The organism is Stenotrophomonas sp. FR010 (genome assembly GCF_047520755.2).
GTDB classification, from domain to species: Bacteria; Pseudomonadota; Gammaproteobacteria; order Xanthomonadales; family Xanthomonadaceae; genus Stenotrophomonas; species Stenotrophomonas sepilia.
In genome coordinates this window covers 51,335-64,408 of record NZ_JAXBQT020000009.1, presented here as the reverse complement: position 1 = coordinate 64,408, position 13,074 = coordinate 51,335, and the positions used below count along the sequence as shown (strand labels likewise).

Sequence of the window (13,074 nt, the reverse complement as noted above, 5' to 3'; positions counted from 1 at the left end):
CGTTCAGCTCCCGGTGCTGTCGAGGCGGACGGTGTGCTCGACCCGGCCGCCGTAATCGTTAATGGTGATGAAGCGCACCTGGTTGGTGCCCGCCGGCGCGGCGAACTCCAGGCTCTGCTTCGGCGCGACCATCGCGCCCTTGTCCTCGACGGCCTTTTCGCTGCTGCCGGTCACGGCATGCACTTCGGCCAGAGTGACGTGGAAGGGGCTCGGGTTTTCCACCCGCAGGCGGTCGCCATTGCGGGTCCAGCGCAGCGCTGCCGGTGCGTCGTTGGCGACGCCCTTCAGGCCCTGCGGCCGGTAGAAAAGCTTCAGGCGCGAACGGAACGCCACCTGCAGGTAATTCTGGTCACCGCTGTCGGCGTTGTCCGGCGACGGCGGTACATCCAGCACGTTGAGCCAGAACACCGTCTCGCGATCGGTCGGCAGCTGTGCGCCGGAGAAGATCAGGCGCAGCGCCTGGCTGCGGCCCGGCTCGACGCGCGCGATCGGCGGCGTCAGCACGAACGGAGCATCGCTGGTATCGGCGGTCTGGTTGGCGTCGCCACTGTCGATCCAGGCCTGGACCAGTGCGGGCGAGTCGCCCACGTTGTCGACCTGCACGGTGACTTCGCGCGCCTGTGCCGGGTAGATCACCCGCGTGCCATTGACCACCACGCCGGCCAGTGCGTTCTGGCAGAGGGGCAGCGTGAACGCTGCCAGCAGCAGCGCCCGGGGAAAGAGTGCTTTCATCGGAAGTACTACGCTCGAGGGGTGTGGCCAGGGGCCGCGGAGCACTGGCCGGCGCGTACGCCGGCCAATGCGGGTACAGCTACGATCAGTTGTAGATGATCGTGTACTTGACGCTGCTGGTGACGTCGCCCGGGGTGGCGGCGGCAGTGGCGTAGTACTCAGCGTAGTAGTTCAGGTCGGCCGAGCCGTCGGTGCCGACGGTGACCCACTGCGAGTTGGTCTGGGCCAGGCCAGCGCCGGCAGCCTTGATCGGCAGGAACTGGTTGTTCGAGCCCAGCAGCTGCAGCTGCACGTTGGTGGCAGCGTTGGCCGAGGCCTGGTTGACCAGGCGGCCGCTGTTGAAGTCGACGGTCGAACCCGGCTCGAAGTAGGTGGCGACGTTGCCGGCGCTGCACTTGGTCAGGTTGATGGCGAACGGGGTACGGCCCGCAACGGCACCGGCGGTAGCCAGGGTGTTCTTCGACACGGTCGGCAGGGTCACGGCGAAGTCCTTGCCGCCCGGGGTCGAGATGGTGCAGGTCTTGTCGGTCACCTTGCCATTGAAGGTGATGGTGCCGTCGGCGGCGTTGGCGGCCAGCGGAGCGGCGGCCAGCATCAGAGCGGCAATGAGGTTGATCTTGTGCATTCGCTTTTACCTAACCCTACTGAAGAGATGAGAAGTAGAGGAGGAAGCAAGGAGCACTGCCGGGCTAACAAGACCCATCCTTGCGTCTCACCTGTGGCCGGACTCGGACATACCTTCCCCTGAATCCGTGACGCAAGTATATGCACAACTGTGATGAAAGTCTCATTATTTTTCTGAACGCCAATTCATTGACGCCCTAAATGTGACGTGATAGGCGGAATCAGCGCCTGGGACGCGTGGAAGATTTGACGACGGGGCCGCCAGGTCGCGGCCGACCGTGGATGACGCGTCGAGAGGCGCGTTCGGCAGGCGCGGAAACAGGCATTTTTCAGGCGGAAATCACCTTATTTGATGCGCATCACTCTTTCTTGGTGATGGCCCTAGCAGATTCGGATTTGTCCTATTAAAGGCGGATAGAACCTGTCGCTAACTAGGACACACCGAACCAGAGAACGTGTCATGAGGAATTCCATTCTGCTGTGTGTGGCCCTGATGTCCGTCAGTGCGCTGGCCCAGGCCAGCAGCGGCAGCATCCGTTTCAGCGGCCGCATCGCCGAGCCGGGCTGCACGACGAACCTGTCCCAGGGTGAGCTGAGCCTGGCGGCCTGCCCGCCGTCGGCCAAGGGCTCGACGGTGGAAGTGACGGCACTGGGCGATGGCCAGGCCGCGACGCTGCGCGATGGCAAGCGCCAGGGCCAGAAGCTGTCGGTGTCGGCCAGCGCGATGCGCGCCGGCGATATCGCCTTCTCCGAGCGTTACAGCGTGCAGGCTTCGAAGCAGCAGCCGCTGCAGGGCGCCTACCTGGTGGTGGTCGACTACCTGTAAGCCGACGTATTTACGCCGGCGGCAGCTCGAAGACCTGGCGCAGGTAGGCCAGGTAACCCGGGTCGTCGCACATGCTCTTGCCCGGCGAATCGCTGAGCTTGGCCACCGGCTGGCCGTTGCAGCGGACCATCTTGATGACGATGTTGAGCGGTGTCGGGCCCAGGTCATTGGTCAGGTGGGTGCCGACACCGAACGCGACCTGGCAGCGACCGCGGAAGTAGTCGTACAGGCGCATGACCTTGGCGATGTCGAGCCCATCGCTGAACACCAGCACCTTGCTGCGCGGATCGACCCGGCGCTGCTGGAAGTGCGCCAGCATGCGGTCACCCCAGTCGAACGGATCGCCTGAGTCATGGCGCACACCGTCGAACAGCTTGCAGAAATACATGTCGAAGTCGCGCAGGAACGCATCCAGGCCGACCACATCGGACAACGCGATGCCGAGGTCGCCGCGGTACTCGCGCGCCCAGGATTCCAGTGCCGCCACCTGCGAATCACGCAGGCGCGGGCCGAGCGCCTGGAACGCCTGCAGATACTCGTGGGCCATGGTGCCGTGCGGGGTCATGCCGTACAGGCGCGCGAAGTGGACGTTGCTGGTGCCGACCAGCTGCGGGCCGAGCGCGTCGCGCAGCAGCGGCAGCAGCCGCGCGTGCCAGTCACGCGAGTAGCGGCGACGGCTGCCATAGTCGGCGATGCGGCATTGTTCGAAGCCGGGGGTATCGCGCAGCAGCGCGGCCTTGGCCTGCAGGCGGCGCTCGCCTTCGGCGAAGTCGGCCGTGGTGGTGTTGCGGAACCAGACTTCGTTGATGATCGCCAGCAGCGGCACTTCAAACAGGATGGTGTGCAGCCACGGGCCGGTAATGTCCAGTTCGATCTCGCCGGGCACGGCCGTCGACGCGCGCAGCTGGATGTACTTGCGGTCGAGGTGGAACAGGCCGAGGAAATCGGCGAAATCCGGCTTCACGAAGCGCAGGCCACGCATGTAGTCCAGCTCCGCGTCGCTGAAGCGCAGGCTGCACAGGTGGTCGATTTCTTCGTCGATCTGGTCGATGTAGCGGGCCAGGTCAATGCCGGGCGTACGGCACTTGAACCGGTACTGCACCTGGGCGCCGGGGTGCTGGTGCAGCACCGCCTGCATCATGGTGAACTTGTACAGGTCGGTGTCGAGCAGGGACTGGATGATAGGCATGGAGCGGATTATGCGCCCGGCAGGGTGAACCGGGGTGCCTGCGGCCACGCTCGGCTCACGGGGAACAGCATTGGTAGATCCACGCCATGCGTGGATGCTCCTGCGGCGCTACAGCGACCTGCGCAGCAGCCTCGGCACCAGCATCAGCGCATGCGCCCAGATCGCGGCCCACACCGCAACGCGTACCGGCAGCGTGCGCTGCCTGGCCTCGAACTTCTGGAAGTAACGCCACAGCCCCCTGTGCTTGTGCCATTCCACGAAGAATGGCCGCGAGCGGCTGGAGACGCCGCGCACATGGGTAACCTGCAGGTCGTTGGCGATCGCCACCACCGCGCCGGCCTCGCGTGCGCGGCGGCACAGATCCAGGTCTTCGGCATGCAGGCGGTAACCCGCATCCCAGCCACCGATGCGCTCGAACAGGGCACGCGGCATCATCAGCAGCGCACCGGACAACGCCGGCACGGGCTGCACGGCCTGGTGTGGATCGCGCGGAACCGCCAGCTTCGAGCCCTTGCCCGGCGAGCGCAGCATCAGCAGGAAATCCGGATCGCGACGGCGCACCGCTTCATCGGCGTGGCCGTGCTCGTCCACCTGCTCCACGCCCAGCAGGCAATCGCCCAGCACCTCGCCACGGCTGCGCAGTTCGGTCAGGGTGTCCGGCTCAATCATCAGGTCCGGGTTGATGAAGGCCAGCCACGGGCTGTGCGAGTCGGCCACGCCCTGGTTGTTGGCGGCGGCAAAGCCGGGATTGTCCGGATTGCCGACGAAGCGCACGCGCGGGTCATGGCTGGCATGCCGCTGCACGATGTCCAGCGTGCCATCCAGCGAACCATTGTCGATCACCCGGATCTCGGCGATGTCCTGCGCCTGGCGCAGGCGCGACAGGCAGGCATCGATGGTGCTGCCACTCTGGTAGGTGACGACGATGGCGGCAATGGTTGCATTCAAACGGGAGGCTCCGGCGCGGGCGGGACAAACAGGTCGCCCTGTTCCTTCGGCATTATCGCCTGCCGCATGCGCTGCTGCAGGTCGGCACGCAGACCGTGCAGTGGATCGTGCATCAGGAAATCGGCCAGCCGCGGCACCCAGGCCGGCCAGCGTGCCGCCAGGGCCTCCAGGTCGCCATCGCGGCTGACCGCCTCCCCTGCCCGGCTGACGAACGCGGTCTCGCACAACACATTGCGCCACCCCAGGCCCGCCATGCGCAGGCTGAGATCGATCAGCGCGGCATTCCAGCCGGCATAGCTGTCCACGTCCAGGCCACCGGCACGGCGGCGCGCGTTGCCACGTACCAGCACCGCGTGGGTGACCGCCGATGGCAACTCCGGGTGCAGCGTCGGCAATGTAGCGCAGGTATGCGCCAGCAAGGCCGGGTCATGGGGTTCGGGATTGATCTCGCCCAGCCGTGGCCACGCCGCGGTCTCGCCGGCATTGCACCAGGGGGTCGCGGTGGCGATGGCGGCATCGCGGGCGAAGGCATCCTGCAACTGCTGCAACCAACCGGGCGACGGCACGCTGTCCGGCGCCAGCACGGCCACGTCCAGGCCATCGCAGGCGCGCAGCATCTCATCCAGATGGGCAACCTCGCCCAGTGGCCGCGCGCGCCGGGTGTACTCGGCCTGCAGCGGCGTATGCGCCAACCAGTGCTCGACCACGGCCTGCGCACGCGGCCCTGCCTGCGCGTCATCGGCCAGCCAGACCGCGGTGCCCGGCGCGGTGCCGGCATCCAGTGCGGCCAGGCAGCGGTCCAGCGCGGCATCGTCCACGCACAGCGGCAACAACACGATCGCCCCCATCCCGCCTCCGTGGTTGTCGGTGGTCACAGCGTAGCACCGGGAGGGTATCGGCCGGGTTGCACCCGGCACCTGCAGAGACCGGAGCCGAAGCAAGAGCCAGAGCGGGTTCCTGGGGAATGGTGGGGTGGGTCCGGTTGCGGGGGACGCCGTAAATACGTCCCTGTAGGCTCGGTCGCGCCATCCATGGCGCTCACGCCCCCGCAACCGGACCCACCCCACCTTCGACAGATTTCTGCGATCTGTCGGGCCTTGCTTTCTGTAGAGCCGAGCCATGCTCGGCTCAGATCTCACAGATGTAGAAATATTCGATTTCGATGAAGAGTCATCCACGCATGGCGTGGATCTACCGTATCGACCAAGGTCGACACCTACCAACAGCCGCGGAAATCTGTCAGAGGTGGGTCGGCGTGGGGTGGCAGGACCGTTGGCGCCATGGATGGCGCCATCGAGCCCCCAAGGGTGAGGGCGCTTTGCTTGCGAAGCACTGCTTCGCAAGCGCCCGAACGCCCGGCCTCTCGCGGCTGGGCCGGGCCGCGGAGCGGGGTTTACGGCGTGTCCTGCCACCCCACGCCGACGCGCCCCCCTCAGTAAACCCGCTGTTGCTTTGGCTTTGGCTTTGGCTTTGGCTGTTGCCGTTGCTCCGGCCTCGGCGGGTGCCGGGCGCAGCCCGGCCGTAAACCCCCTACTTCTTCGCGCGCGGCTGGTTCAGCGGCTCCATCGCGCGGAAGCGCTTGCTGTACTCATCGGTCAGGTTGCGCGATTCCTGGTTGTTGCGGACGATGGTCGGGGTCAGCAGCACGATCACCTCCGAACGACGGCTGGTGCGGGTCTTCTGCCCGAACAACGCACCGACCACCGGGATCCTGCTCAGGCCCGGAATGCCGCTGCTGCCATCGGTGGCCGACTCGGTGATCAGGCCCGCCAGCATGATGGTGTCGCCGCTCTGTACCGCCGCTTCGGTGGACAGCTTCTTGGTCGAGATGCGCGGATTGCAGTTGCGCTCGTTCGGGTTGCAGGCGTCCGGCACGTCGGAGGCGCTGCTGACCTCCTGCACGATATCCAGGAACACCGTGCCATCGCGGGTCACGCGCGGGCGCACCTTGAGGATCACGCCCGTGTCGATGTACTGCACCGAGCTGTAGGTGCTGGTGCCCACGCCGGTATTCACCGTGGTGGTGTTGATCGGCACCTTGTCGCCAACGTTGAGCGTGGCCTCGGCGTTGTTGCGCACGAACACCGACGGTGTCTGCAGCAGGCGCAGGTCGGTGACCTTGTCCAGCGCGCTGACCACGGCGGCCGCGTTGTGGCCGGTGAATGCCCAGCCCACGCCGTCGTTGCCGGTGACACCGCCGGCGAAGGTATTCCACGAACCGCCCGCTGCCGGCGGCAGGGTCAGGCCTGCCAGTGCGCCGGTCAGCGCGCGACCAGCCACAGCGTTGTCGAAGAACCAGTTCACGCCGTACTTCAGGTCACCGGTCAGCGCGACTTCGGCCACCTGTGCCTCGATGTGCACCTGCAGCGGCATCACGTCCAGCTTCTCGATCACCTCGCGGATCGAGCGCCAGGCCTGCGGGGTCGAGCGCACCAGCAGGGTGTTGGTCTCCTCCACCGCCGACACGCCGACGCGGTCGCCCTCCACTTCCAGGCTGACGCTGACGTTGCCGGGCTGGCGCTGCGGCAGGTTCAGGCTGCCGTTGCTGCTGCCACTGCCACTGCTCCCGCCCAGCGTCGAGCCGAGGGTGCTGCTGTTGTTGTCCATGCCACGATCGCCGTCACCGCCCAGCTGCGACGGGATGGCGCCTGGCGCGAGCGAGGCCGGGCTGGAGGCGCCGCGGTTGCCACTGCTGGCGAAGGCCTCGCTGAGGCGCTCGGCCAGGTCGCGTGCCTTGATGTAGCGCAGCTCGTAGGAGAACAGGCGGGCGCTGCCACCTGCGGTGTCGATGCGATCCAGCCACTGCTGGATCTGGTCCAGGTAACGTACCTGCGGCGTGATCACCAGCACGGCGTTGGCGTTCTCCAGCGGCAGGAAACGGAACATGCCAGCACTGGGCGTCTTGCTCTCTTCGCCGAATACCTTTTCCAGGTCGGCCGCGACCTGCTCAGCCTTGCCCGACTGGATCGGGAACACGCCCACCGACATGCCCGACAACCAGTCGACGTCGAAGATCTCGACGGTGCGCAGGTAGTTTTCCAGTTCTGCGCGCGTACCACCGAGGGTGATCACGTTGCGGCCGCTGTCCACATTGACGATGGCGTTGGGACGCGCATACGGCTCCAGCACCTTCTTCATCTCGGTGGCGGAGATGAACTGCAGCGGGACCACGCGGACCTCGAAGCCGCGTGCGCTGGCCGCCGGCGCGGTGCTCGGCGCGACCGTGCCGGCCAGCGCCTGGTCGGCGGCGACGATGTTGTAGCGGCCGCCGCTGTAGACCATGCGCGCGTTGTTCCAGCCCAGCACCATCTCCAGCAGGTTCAGCGCCTGCGCCGGCGAGACCGGCTTGGGCGTGGCCAGGGTCACCGTGCCCTGCACGCCCGGTGCAATCACGTAGTTCTGGCCAAGCATGTCGCCAAGGATGGCCTTGACCACCGCATGCAGCGATTCGCCTTCGAAGTTGAAGGTGGCCTCGCCGGTGCTGGCGCCATGCAGCGCCGGGGCCGGTGCGCGCGCGGCCTCACGGTTGATCATGGTGCCGGTGCCGCGACGGATCACCGCCTGCGGTGCGCCCTGGCTTTCGCGGGCGGCATCAGCGGCGACGTCGGCCGCTTGGCCGGCAGCGGCGCTGGGCGACAGGTTGCCGTTGCGCTGCACGTGCGGCGCGGACACCGTACTGCAGCCGACCAGCAGCGCGAGGGCAAAGGACCAGGGAAGAAAACGCAGGTTCATGCATTCACTCTATCGGTTGGTGCCATCGCCCGGGGGCGGCGACGGTTGTTGCTGCTGTTGCTGCAGCTGGCGGCGGCGGGCCTGGATGCGTTCGCGGATGGCCTGCATCTGCGCTTCGCTGGGACCGTTGTTGTTGGCCGGTGGTGTTTTGGCAGCTGACGCCGCAGGTGTGGGGGCATTGCCGGCGGGCGGCGTCGGTGGGGTGGCCGCGACCGGGGACGGCGCCGGCGGAGCACCCGCCGAAGGCGGCACAACGATCGCACCTGCAGGCGGTACACCGTTGGCACCGCGCAGCACCGTCGGCGGCTCACCGCCCTGGCCGTTGAACACGGCCAGTTCCAGGACCTGGTTGCCACCGGGGCCGATCACCGTCGCCTGACGCGGCTGCAGCGCGACCAGCTGCCAGCCATCCACGGCTTCGCCGTTGAGACGCAGGCGCAGCGAGCGGTTCTGTTCGGTGGTGAAGGTGGCCATGCCGAAATCGCCGGTCAGCAGCACGCCGGTCAGGCGCAACGCGGCACTGGCCGCCGGTTCGCTGCCCCCCAGCAGATAGGGCCGCGGCCTGCGGTCTTCGGCGAACAGCGGGCGCTCTCCGATCGCGCTGTAGCTGTCGGCGCTGGCCATGCGCTCTGCAGCCAGCGGCGGCAGCGATGGCAGCGATGGCGCGGCGTCGGCATCACCGTCCGCGCCCGGCAGCTGGCTGCCCAGCCCGAAGACGGTTGCCAGCCAGACCATCGCCGCCCAGCCGGCCAGTGCCAGCAGGAAGCCGGTACGCAGGCTGATCTGCTCAAGCTTCATCGGCCACCTCCTGCCCTTCGGACGGGGGCGCCGGCTGGGGCGCAGGCGTGGCCTCGGCCGGCGAAGCAGCCGGCGTCGGCGCTGCAGCGGGCGCCGGAACCGTGCCATCGGCGGCGGCGCCTGGCAGCAGATAGCCGGCCAGCTCGAAGGACACATCCAGGCCCAGCCCCGATTCGTTCGGCGATTGCTGGAAGCGCTGCGCGATCAGGTTGAGGTTGTCGACGAACAGGCGGGGGCTGCCGGTTTCGAGGCTGTGCAGCACGGTGGCCAGTTCGGCCACGCCGCAGCGCAGGCGCACCTGCATGGCGACGCGCACGAACTCGGCATCGCGCCGGTTGTCGGTCAGCGGCGTGCGGTTGCTGATGGTGCAGCTGCGGTTGCCCGGGCTGGCCATCGCTACCGCATCCTGCAGCCGGGCGCCCAATGCAGCGGCGGCAGCTTCGGCGGTGGCTTCGCGCAGGAAGCCTGGCCGCTGCTGCAGTGCCTCGCGGGTAGCGCGAAGGCGCTGTTCGATCTGCGGCTGCTGCTGCAGCTGCGCCTGCACGCGCGACTCGCGTTCGCGCAGGGCGGCGACATCGGCATCGATCGCACGCAGCGGCTGGGTGAACCAGGGGTGCACCAGCAGCAGATAGGCCAGGCCCAGCACTGCCAACAGCAGTGCCAGCGCCAACCAGCGATCACGGCGTGCGCTTGGCATCGGCATCGGCCGCCTCCGGGGTCGGTGCTGCGGCCGGCAACGGCTGCAGTTCGGCGGTCATGGTGAAGCGGTCGCGGCCACTGGCCGCGCCATCGGCCTGCAACACCCCGGTCAGGTTGACCTTGCGCCACTGCGGTGCATCCTGCAGCAGCTGCACCAGCTGCGATGCCTCGCGGCTCAGGCCGATCAGCTGCAGGTTGTTGTTCTCGATCGCCAGCTTTTCCAGGTAGGTGCCTTCCGGCAGGCGCCGGGTCAGTTCGTTCCAGATCTCCACGGTACCGGCGCGCTGGCTGCGCTGCTTCTCAAGGAATGCAGCACCATCGATCAGCGCCTGCAGCTGCGCGCGTTCGCTGGCCACGCCACGCGCGCTGCGCGCGCTGCGCTCGACCTGCGCCCGCAGTTCGTCGGCGGCGGCCTGGCGGTTGTCCAGCAACTGCACCGCGGCCAGTACCAGCATCACGACGGATGCCGCTGCCAGCAGCAGGTTCCAGCGCCGCATCGGGTCTGGCCGCAATTGGCGCTGCGCGGGCGGCAGCAGGTTCACCTGCAACACGTTGCCCTGCGCATCGATGGCATCGACGCCGGCCAGCGCATCGGCCCATTGGCCCACCCGCGTGCGCCATGCTTCCAGCTGCCGCAGTGGCCACGCTACCAGTTCGACCTGCAACTGCCCTTCGCCGCCCGCGCCGAGTTCACGCACGTCATAGCTGACCTGGGACGCTTCGAACGGGGTCTGCCGGTCGATCTCGAAACCGACCACGGCACGCAGGCGGTCGGCCGCCGCGGCGGGCAGGCGCAGCGTGCGCCGCAGCACATCCGCCGCGGGCAGCAGCCACACCCGGGGCAGGCTGCGCAGGCGCGGCTCGAGTACCCGGTCCAGTTCCACCGGCGACAGCGGCCACGGCAGGCGCGCCACCACTTCGCGGCGTTCACCGGCCTCACGCCAGACCTGCAGCTGGTCGCTCTCAGGCTGCAGCAACAGGCGGGCCTGGCCCCAGCCCAACGCCCATTGCCAGCGCACCGGTACCCAGGCCAGCAGCGACTGCCGCCACCAGCGCAGGAAACGGCCAGCGCCCGGGCCGATCCGGCCCTGCACCTGCCGCAGACTGTCCTGCCACGCCGTCATCTTGCTGTCATTCCCTGCTCCCAGCGAAGCACTGTGTAGGTCCGCCCGGGAACCCCGCCCGAGCCACTGCGTATCACTGCCTGCAACACCGACCTGCGTCCACTGCTGTCGATGGCAGCGGACTCGATACTATAGGTGCCGCTGCTGCTGGCAAGCGTTGTCGTACCACCAGCGGAATCTGCATCACGCTCCTGCTGGGCGCGCTGCGCCAGCACGGTATCCGCATCCAGGCCCAGTGCGGTCAGCACCGGTGCGCCGGCGAACTGGGGATCCGGCCGCGCCTGGCGGCTGTACAGGGTCAGGTGCGGCAACATCGCCCGGTACAGCGTGCCGCGCATGCCCAGCACGCGCTGCAGCTCGCCCAGGGTCTCGAACCGCTTGTTGCGTGGGCCATAGGGCAACCCGGCTGCGGCGTAGTCCTGCGCTTCGGCACCACCGCCCGGCTGCAGCAGGCTGTCCTCGTCACGCCAGTCGATGATGGCCCCGGCCAGCTGCCGGGCCTGTGCATCGTCTTCACCCAGTGCCTTGAGGAAGGCGGCCAGCAGCGCGGCATCGGCCAGGTTCAGGTTGATCTTGCCGTTCTCGTCCAGCACCTTGATCTCGATGCTGGCGTCGTCGAACTGCCAGCGATAGGTCCGGCCATCGGCACGCCAGGGCGCGCGCTGCGGATCGGCCGACAGGCGCAGCAGTGCATATTCGAGGCCGGCGCGCGCACGTTCCTGCCCGCGTGCATCGTCATCCAGCACGCGCTGCTGCAGGTGTTCGACCCGTGCGCTCAGCGCGAATGCGCCGACCAGCGCGGTCATCAACGCGATCAGCCACAGCACCAGCACCAGTGCCGCCCCACCCTGACGCCTCATCGCGCGCCTCCGCTGCCACCGGCGCGCAGCGCCACCACCAGCGGCGGCCACGGCGCACCCCGGGCCGGCGCGATCTGGATCTCCACCAGCATCGGCAGGCGGCGGGTGTCGTCCCAGCGAGGCATCCAGTCAGTCACCTGCCCGGTGCTGGCATCGATACCCCGATAGCGCAGCTGCACCGACTTCAGGTTTTCCACCAGCACCTCGGGCGGGCGCGGCGGGTTCTCGGCGATGCGCTCGCCTTCCTGCAGCAGCACCAGCTCCAGCAGCAGGCGCTGTTGGCCATCGTGTCCGTCGACCTGCAGCGCATGCAGGTAGGGTCCGCCACGGCCGAGGTAGCCGGGCAGGTCGGCGGCGAACAGCATGCGCTGCTCTTCGCCCTGGAAGAAGACCGGCTCGCGGGTGGGATCCGGAACTTCCAGCGGCGTGCGCAGCGCAGCCGCCAGCTGCCTGCGCAGCAACGATTCCACCGCGCGCATGCGTTCGCTTTCGGCGGCGATCTGCTCGCCGCGCTGGCTGACCGCCATCGCCGAGCGCACGCTGGCAAAGGCCAACGCCAGGCCGCCGGCCAGCAACACGGTGGCCAGCATCACTTCGACCAGGGTGAACCCTGCGGCGCGGCGCCTCACCGGGCATTCTCCAGGTCGGGCGGCAACAGGCGCAGGCTGCGCCAGCGCAGCTGCTCGCGTTCGCTGTCGCCCCAGCGCACCTGCAACTGCAGCTCCGCCAGCCATGCAGTACCCGGTGACGTCGCCTGCCCGACAGTGCCGGCGCGGGGCTCCACCCACGGCTGAACCTGCAGTTTCCAGTGATAGCGCCCCTGTTCCCAGTCACCCTGTTGGCTGCCCACCTGCAGCGGCGTGTCGACACCGGCTTCGGCCAGCAACGACTGGGCGTGCAGCACCGCGCGCGTGCGCAACTCGGCATCGCGCACCTGTTTTGCGCCGCCGGACAGGCTGCCCAGCAGCAGGGTCAACGCCAGGCCCAGCAGGGCGAAGGCGATGATCACTTCCAGCAGGGTGAAGCCACGCGCGCGCCGCTTCATTGCGCCCGCCAGGGGCCGGAGCGGACCTCGCCGGTGAGCCAGCCGACGTCGACGCGCCATTCGGCGCCGTCGCGCTGCAACCGGATGCGGCCACCGCTGGAGCCACCATCGGGATGGAATTCGATCACGCCCTGCCCCGGCGCGGTGGCCAGCTGTGCGGCACCTTCGAACTGCACCTGCAGCTGTACGGGCACCTCACCGTGGCGCTGGTTGGCGCCTTCCCAGCGCCGCCGCGCCGGCTCGATGACGAAGCGCTGCGGTTCACCGCGGGCGATCGCCTGCGCGCGCACCATGCGCAGCTGGCTGGCGATGTCCTTGCCTGCGCTGCGCAGCTGCATGCCGGCGACGCCGCGCGACAGGCCAGCGGCGGTGATCAGGCCGATCGCCGCGATCAGTGCGATCACCAGCAGCATTTCCAGCAGCGACAGTCCCGCCGCGCGCCTGCCGTGCAGGCGCGGGTGGGGCAACCGGCGCGGCAGGAAATACGTCATGCGCGG

At 68.2% G+C, this 13,074-nt stretch carries 14 protein-coding genes; 1 reads left to right on the top strand and 13 read right to left on the bottom strand.

Annotated elements, in window-relative coordinates:
- Positions 1–3: 3 nt before the first annotated feature.
- Positions 4–732 (bottom strand): fimbrial biogenesis chaperone, encoded by a 729-nt coding sequence (locus ACM0PK_RS10255; RefSeq protein WP_005415239.1) that lies wholly within the window; start codon positions 730–732, stop codon positions 4–6.
- Positions 733–817: 85 nt separating this feature from the next.
- Complete coding sequence (locus tag ACM0PK_RS10250) at positions 818–1,357, bottom strand: fimbrial protein (protein ID WP_005415238.1); 540 nt, start codon at positions 1,355–1,357, stop codon at positions 818–820.
- A gap of 459 nt (positions 1,358–1,816) precedes the next feature.
- On the opposite strand from ACM0PK_RS10250, the gene ACM0PK_RS10245 reads away from it, so the two are divergent.
- Positions 1,817–2,182, top strand: a complete 366-nt coding sequence (locus ACM0PK_RS10245) for a fimbrial protein (RefSeq protein WP_134972086.1) — start codon at positions 1,817–1,819, stop codon at positions 2,180–2,182.
- A 10-nt stretch (positions 2,183–2,192) separates the two neighbouring features.
- On the opposite strand, the gene pncB is transcribed toward ACM0PK_RS10245, so the two are convergent.
- The 11 genes from pncB to xpsH form a co-directional block, all read right to left on the bottom strand.
- The gene (pncB, locus tag ACM0PK_RS10240) at positions 2,193–3,371 is read right to left on the bottom strand and encodes a nicotinate phosphoribosyltransferase (protein ID WP_005415236.1); all 1,179 of its coding nucleotides are present in this window, start codon (positions 3,369–3,371) and stop codon (positions 2,193–2,195) included.
- A gap of 108 nt (positions 3,372–3,479) precedes the next feature.
- Positions 3,480–4,319 (bottom strand): glycosyltransferase family 2 protein, encoded by an 840-nt coding sequence (locus ACM0PK_RS10235; RefSeq protein ID WP_134972087.1) that lies wholly within the window; start codon positions 4,317–4,319, stop codon positions 3,480–3,482.
- Positions 4,316–5,167: a glycosyltransferase family 2 protein gene (locus ACM0PK_RS10230; protein WP_065179817.1), complete on the bottom strand. Its 852-nt coding sequence runs from the start codon at positions 5,165–5,167 to the stop codon at positions 4,316–4,318. Before ACM0PK_RS10230 ends, ACM0PK_RS10235 begins: the two co-directional genes overlap by 4 nt.
- A gap of 682 nt (positions 5,168–5,849) precedes the next feature.
- Entirely contained in the window at positions 5,850–8,051 is a 2,202-nt protein-coding gene (gene gspD / locus ACM0PK_RS10225) for a type II secretion system secretin GspD (protein ID WP_414607520.1), read from the bottom strand.
- A gap of 9 nt (positions 8,052–8,060) precedes the next feature.
- Positions 8,061–8,849 (bottom strand): type II secretion system protein, XpsN-like, encoded by a 789-nt coding sequence (locus tag ACM0PK_RS10220; protein WP_180885660.1) that lies wholly within the window; start codon positions 8,847–8,849, stop codon positions 8,061–8,063.
- The gene (gene gspM / locus ACM0PK_RS10215) at positions 8,839–9,552 is read right to left on the bottom strand and encodes a type II secretion system protein GspM (protein ID WP_061478433.1); all 714 of its coding nucleotides are present in this window, start codon (positions 9,550–9,552) and stop codon (positions 8,839–8,841) included. Before gspM ends, ACM0PK_RS10220 begins: the two co-directional genes overlap by 11 nt.
- On the bottom strand, positions 9,527–10,672 hold the full coding sequence (locus ACM0PK_RS10210) for a PilN domain-containing protein (RefSeq protein WP_065179642.1): 1,146 nt from the start codon (positions 10,670–10,672) through the stop codon (positions 9,527–9,529). The genes gspM and ACM0PK_RS10210 overlap by 26 nt, the downstream gene beginning before the upstream one ends.
- Positions 10,669–11,532 (bottom strand): type II secretion system minor pseudopilin, encoded by an 864-nt coding sequence (locus ACM0PK_RS10205; RefSeq protein WP_065179641.1) that lies wholly within the window; start codon positions 11,530–11,532, stop codon positions 10,669–10,671. Before ACM0PK_RS10205 ends, ACM0PK_RS10210 begins: the two co-directional genes overlap by 4 nt.
- Positions 11,529–12,161, bottom strand: coding sequence for a type II secretion system protein J (locus tag ACM0PK_RS10200; protein ID WP_231352537.1), 633 nt, complete (start codon positions 12,159–12,161; stop codon positions 11,529–11,531). The genes ACM0PK_RS10205 and ACM0PK_RS10200 overlap by 4 nt, the downstream gene beginning before the upstream one ends.
- Positions 12,158–12,577 (bottom strand): type II secretion system protein XpsI, encoded by a 420-nt coding sequence (xpsI, locus tag ACM0PK_RS10195; protein WP_414607521.1) that lies wholly within the window; start codon positions 12,575–12,577, stop codon positions 12,158–12,160. The genes ACM0PK_RS10200 and xpsI overlap by 4 nt, the downstream gene beginning before the upstream one ends.
- On the bottom strand, positions 12,574–13,068 hold the full coding sequence (gene xpsH, locus ACM0PK_RS10190) for a type II secretion system protein XpsH (protein WP_414607522.1): 495 nt from the start codon (positions 13,066–13,068) through the stop codon (positions 12,574–12,576). The genes xpsI and xpsH overlap by 4 nt, the downstream gene beginning before the upstream one ends.
- Positions 13,069–13,074 lie beyond the last annotated feature (6 nt).

Bases quoted from the DNA above. Each gene is read 5' to 3' on its own strand.
- ACM0PK_RS10205 (WP_065179641.1), bottom strand. From the start codon at position 11,532: ATGAGGCGTCAGGGTGGGGCGGCACTGGTGCTGGTGCTGTGGCTGATC.
- xpsI (WP_414607521.1), bottom strand. From the start codon at position 12,577: ATGAAGCGGCGCGCGCGTGGCTTCACCCTGCTGGAAGTGATCATCGCC.
- pncB (WP_005415236.1), bottom strand. From the start codon at position 3,371: ATGCCTATCATCCAGTCCCTGCTCGACACCGACCTGTACAAGTTCACC.
- ACM0PK_RS10220 (WP_180885660.1), bottom strand. From the start codon at position 8,849: ATGAAGCTTGAGCAGATCAGCCTGCGTACCGGCTTCCTGCTGGCACTG.
- xpsH (WP_414607522.1), bottom strand. From the start codon at position 13,068: ATGACGTATTTCCTGCCGCGCCGGTTGCCCCACCCGCGCCTGCACGGC.
- ACM0PK_RS10245 (WP_134972086.1), top strand. From the start codon at position 1,817: ATGAGGAATTCCATTCTGCTGTGTGTGGCCCTGATGTCCGTCAGTGCG.
- ACM0PK_RS10230 (WP_065179817.1), bottom strand. From the start codon at position 5,167: ATGGGGGCGATCGTGTTGTTGCCGCTGTGCGTGGACGATGCCGCGCTG.
- ACM0PK_RS10255 (WP_005415239.1), bottom strand. From the start codon at position 732: ATGAAAGCACTCTTTCCCCGGGCGCTGCTGCTGGCAGCGTTCACGCTG.
- gspD (WP_414607520.1), bottom strand. From the start codon at position 8,051: ATGAACCTGCGTTTTCTTCCCTGGTCCTTTGCCCTCGCGCTGCTGGTC.
- ACM0PK_RS10210 (WP_065179642.1), bottom strand. From the start codon at position 10,672: ATGACGGCGTGGCAGGACAGTCTGCGGCAGGTGCAGGGCCGGATCGGC.
- ACM0PK_RS10250 (WP_005415238.1), bottom strand. From the start codon at position 1,357: ATGCACAAGATCAACCTCATTGCCGCTCTGATGCTGGCCGCCGCTCCG.
- gspM (WP_061478433.1), bottom strand. From the start codon at position 9,552: ATGCCGATGCCAAGCGCACGCCGTGATCGCTGGTTGGCGCTGGCACTG.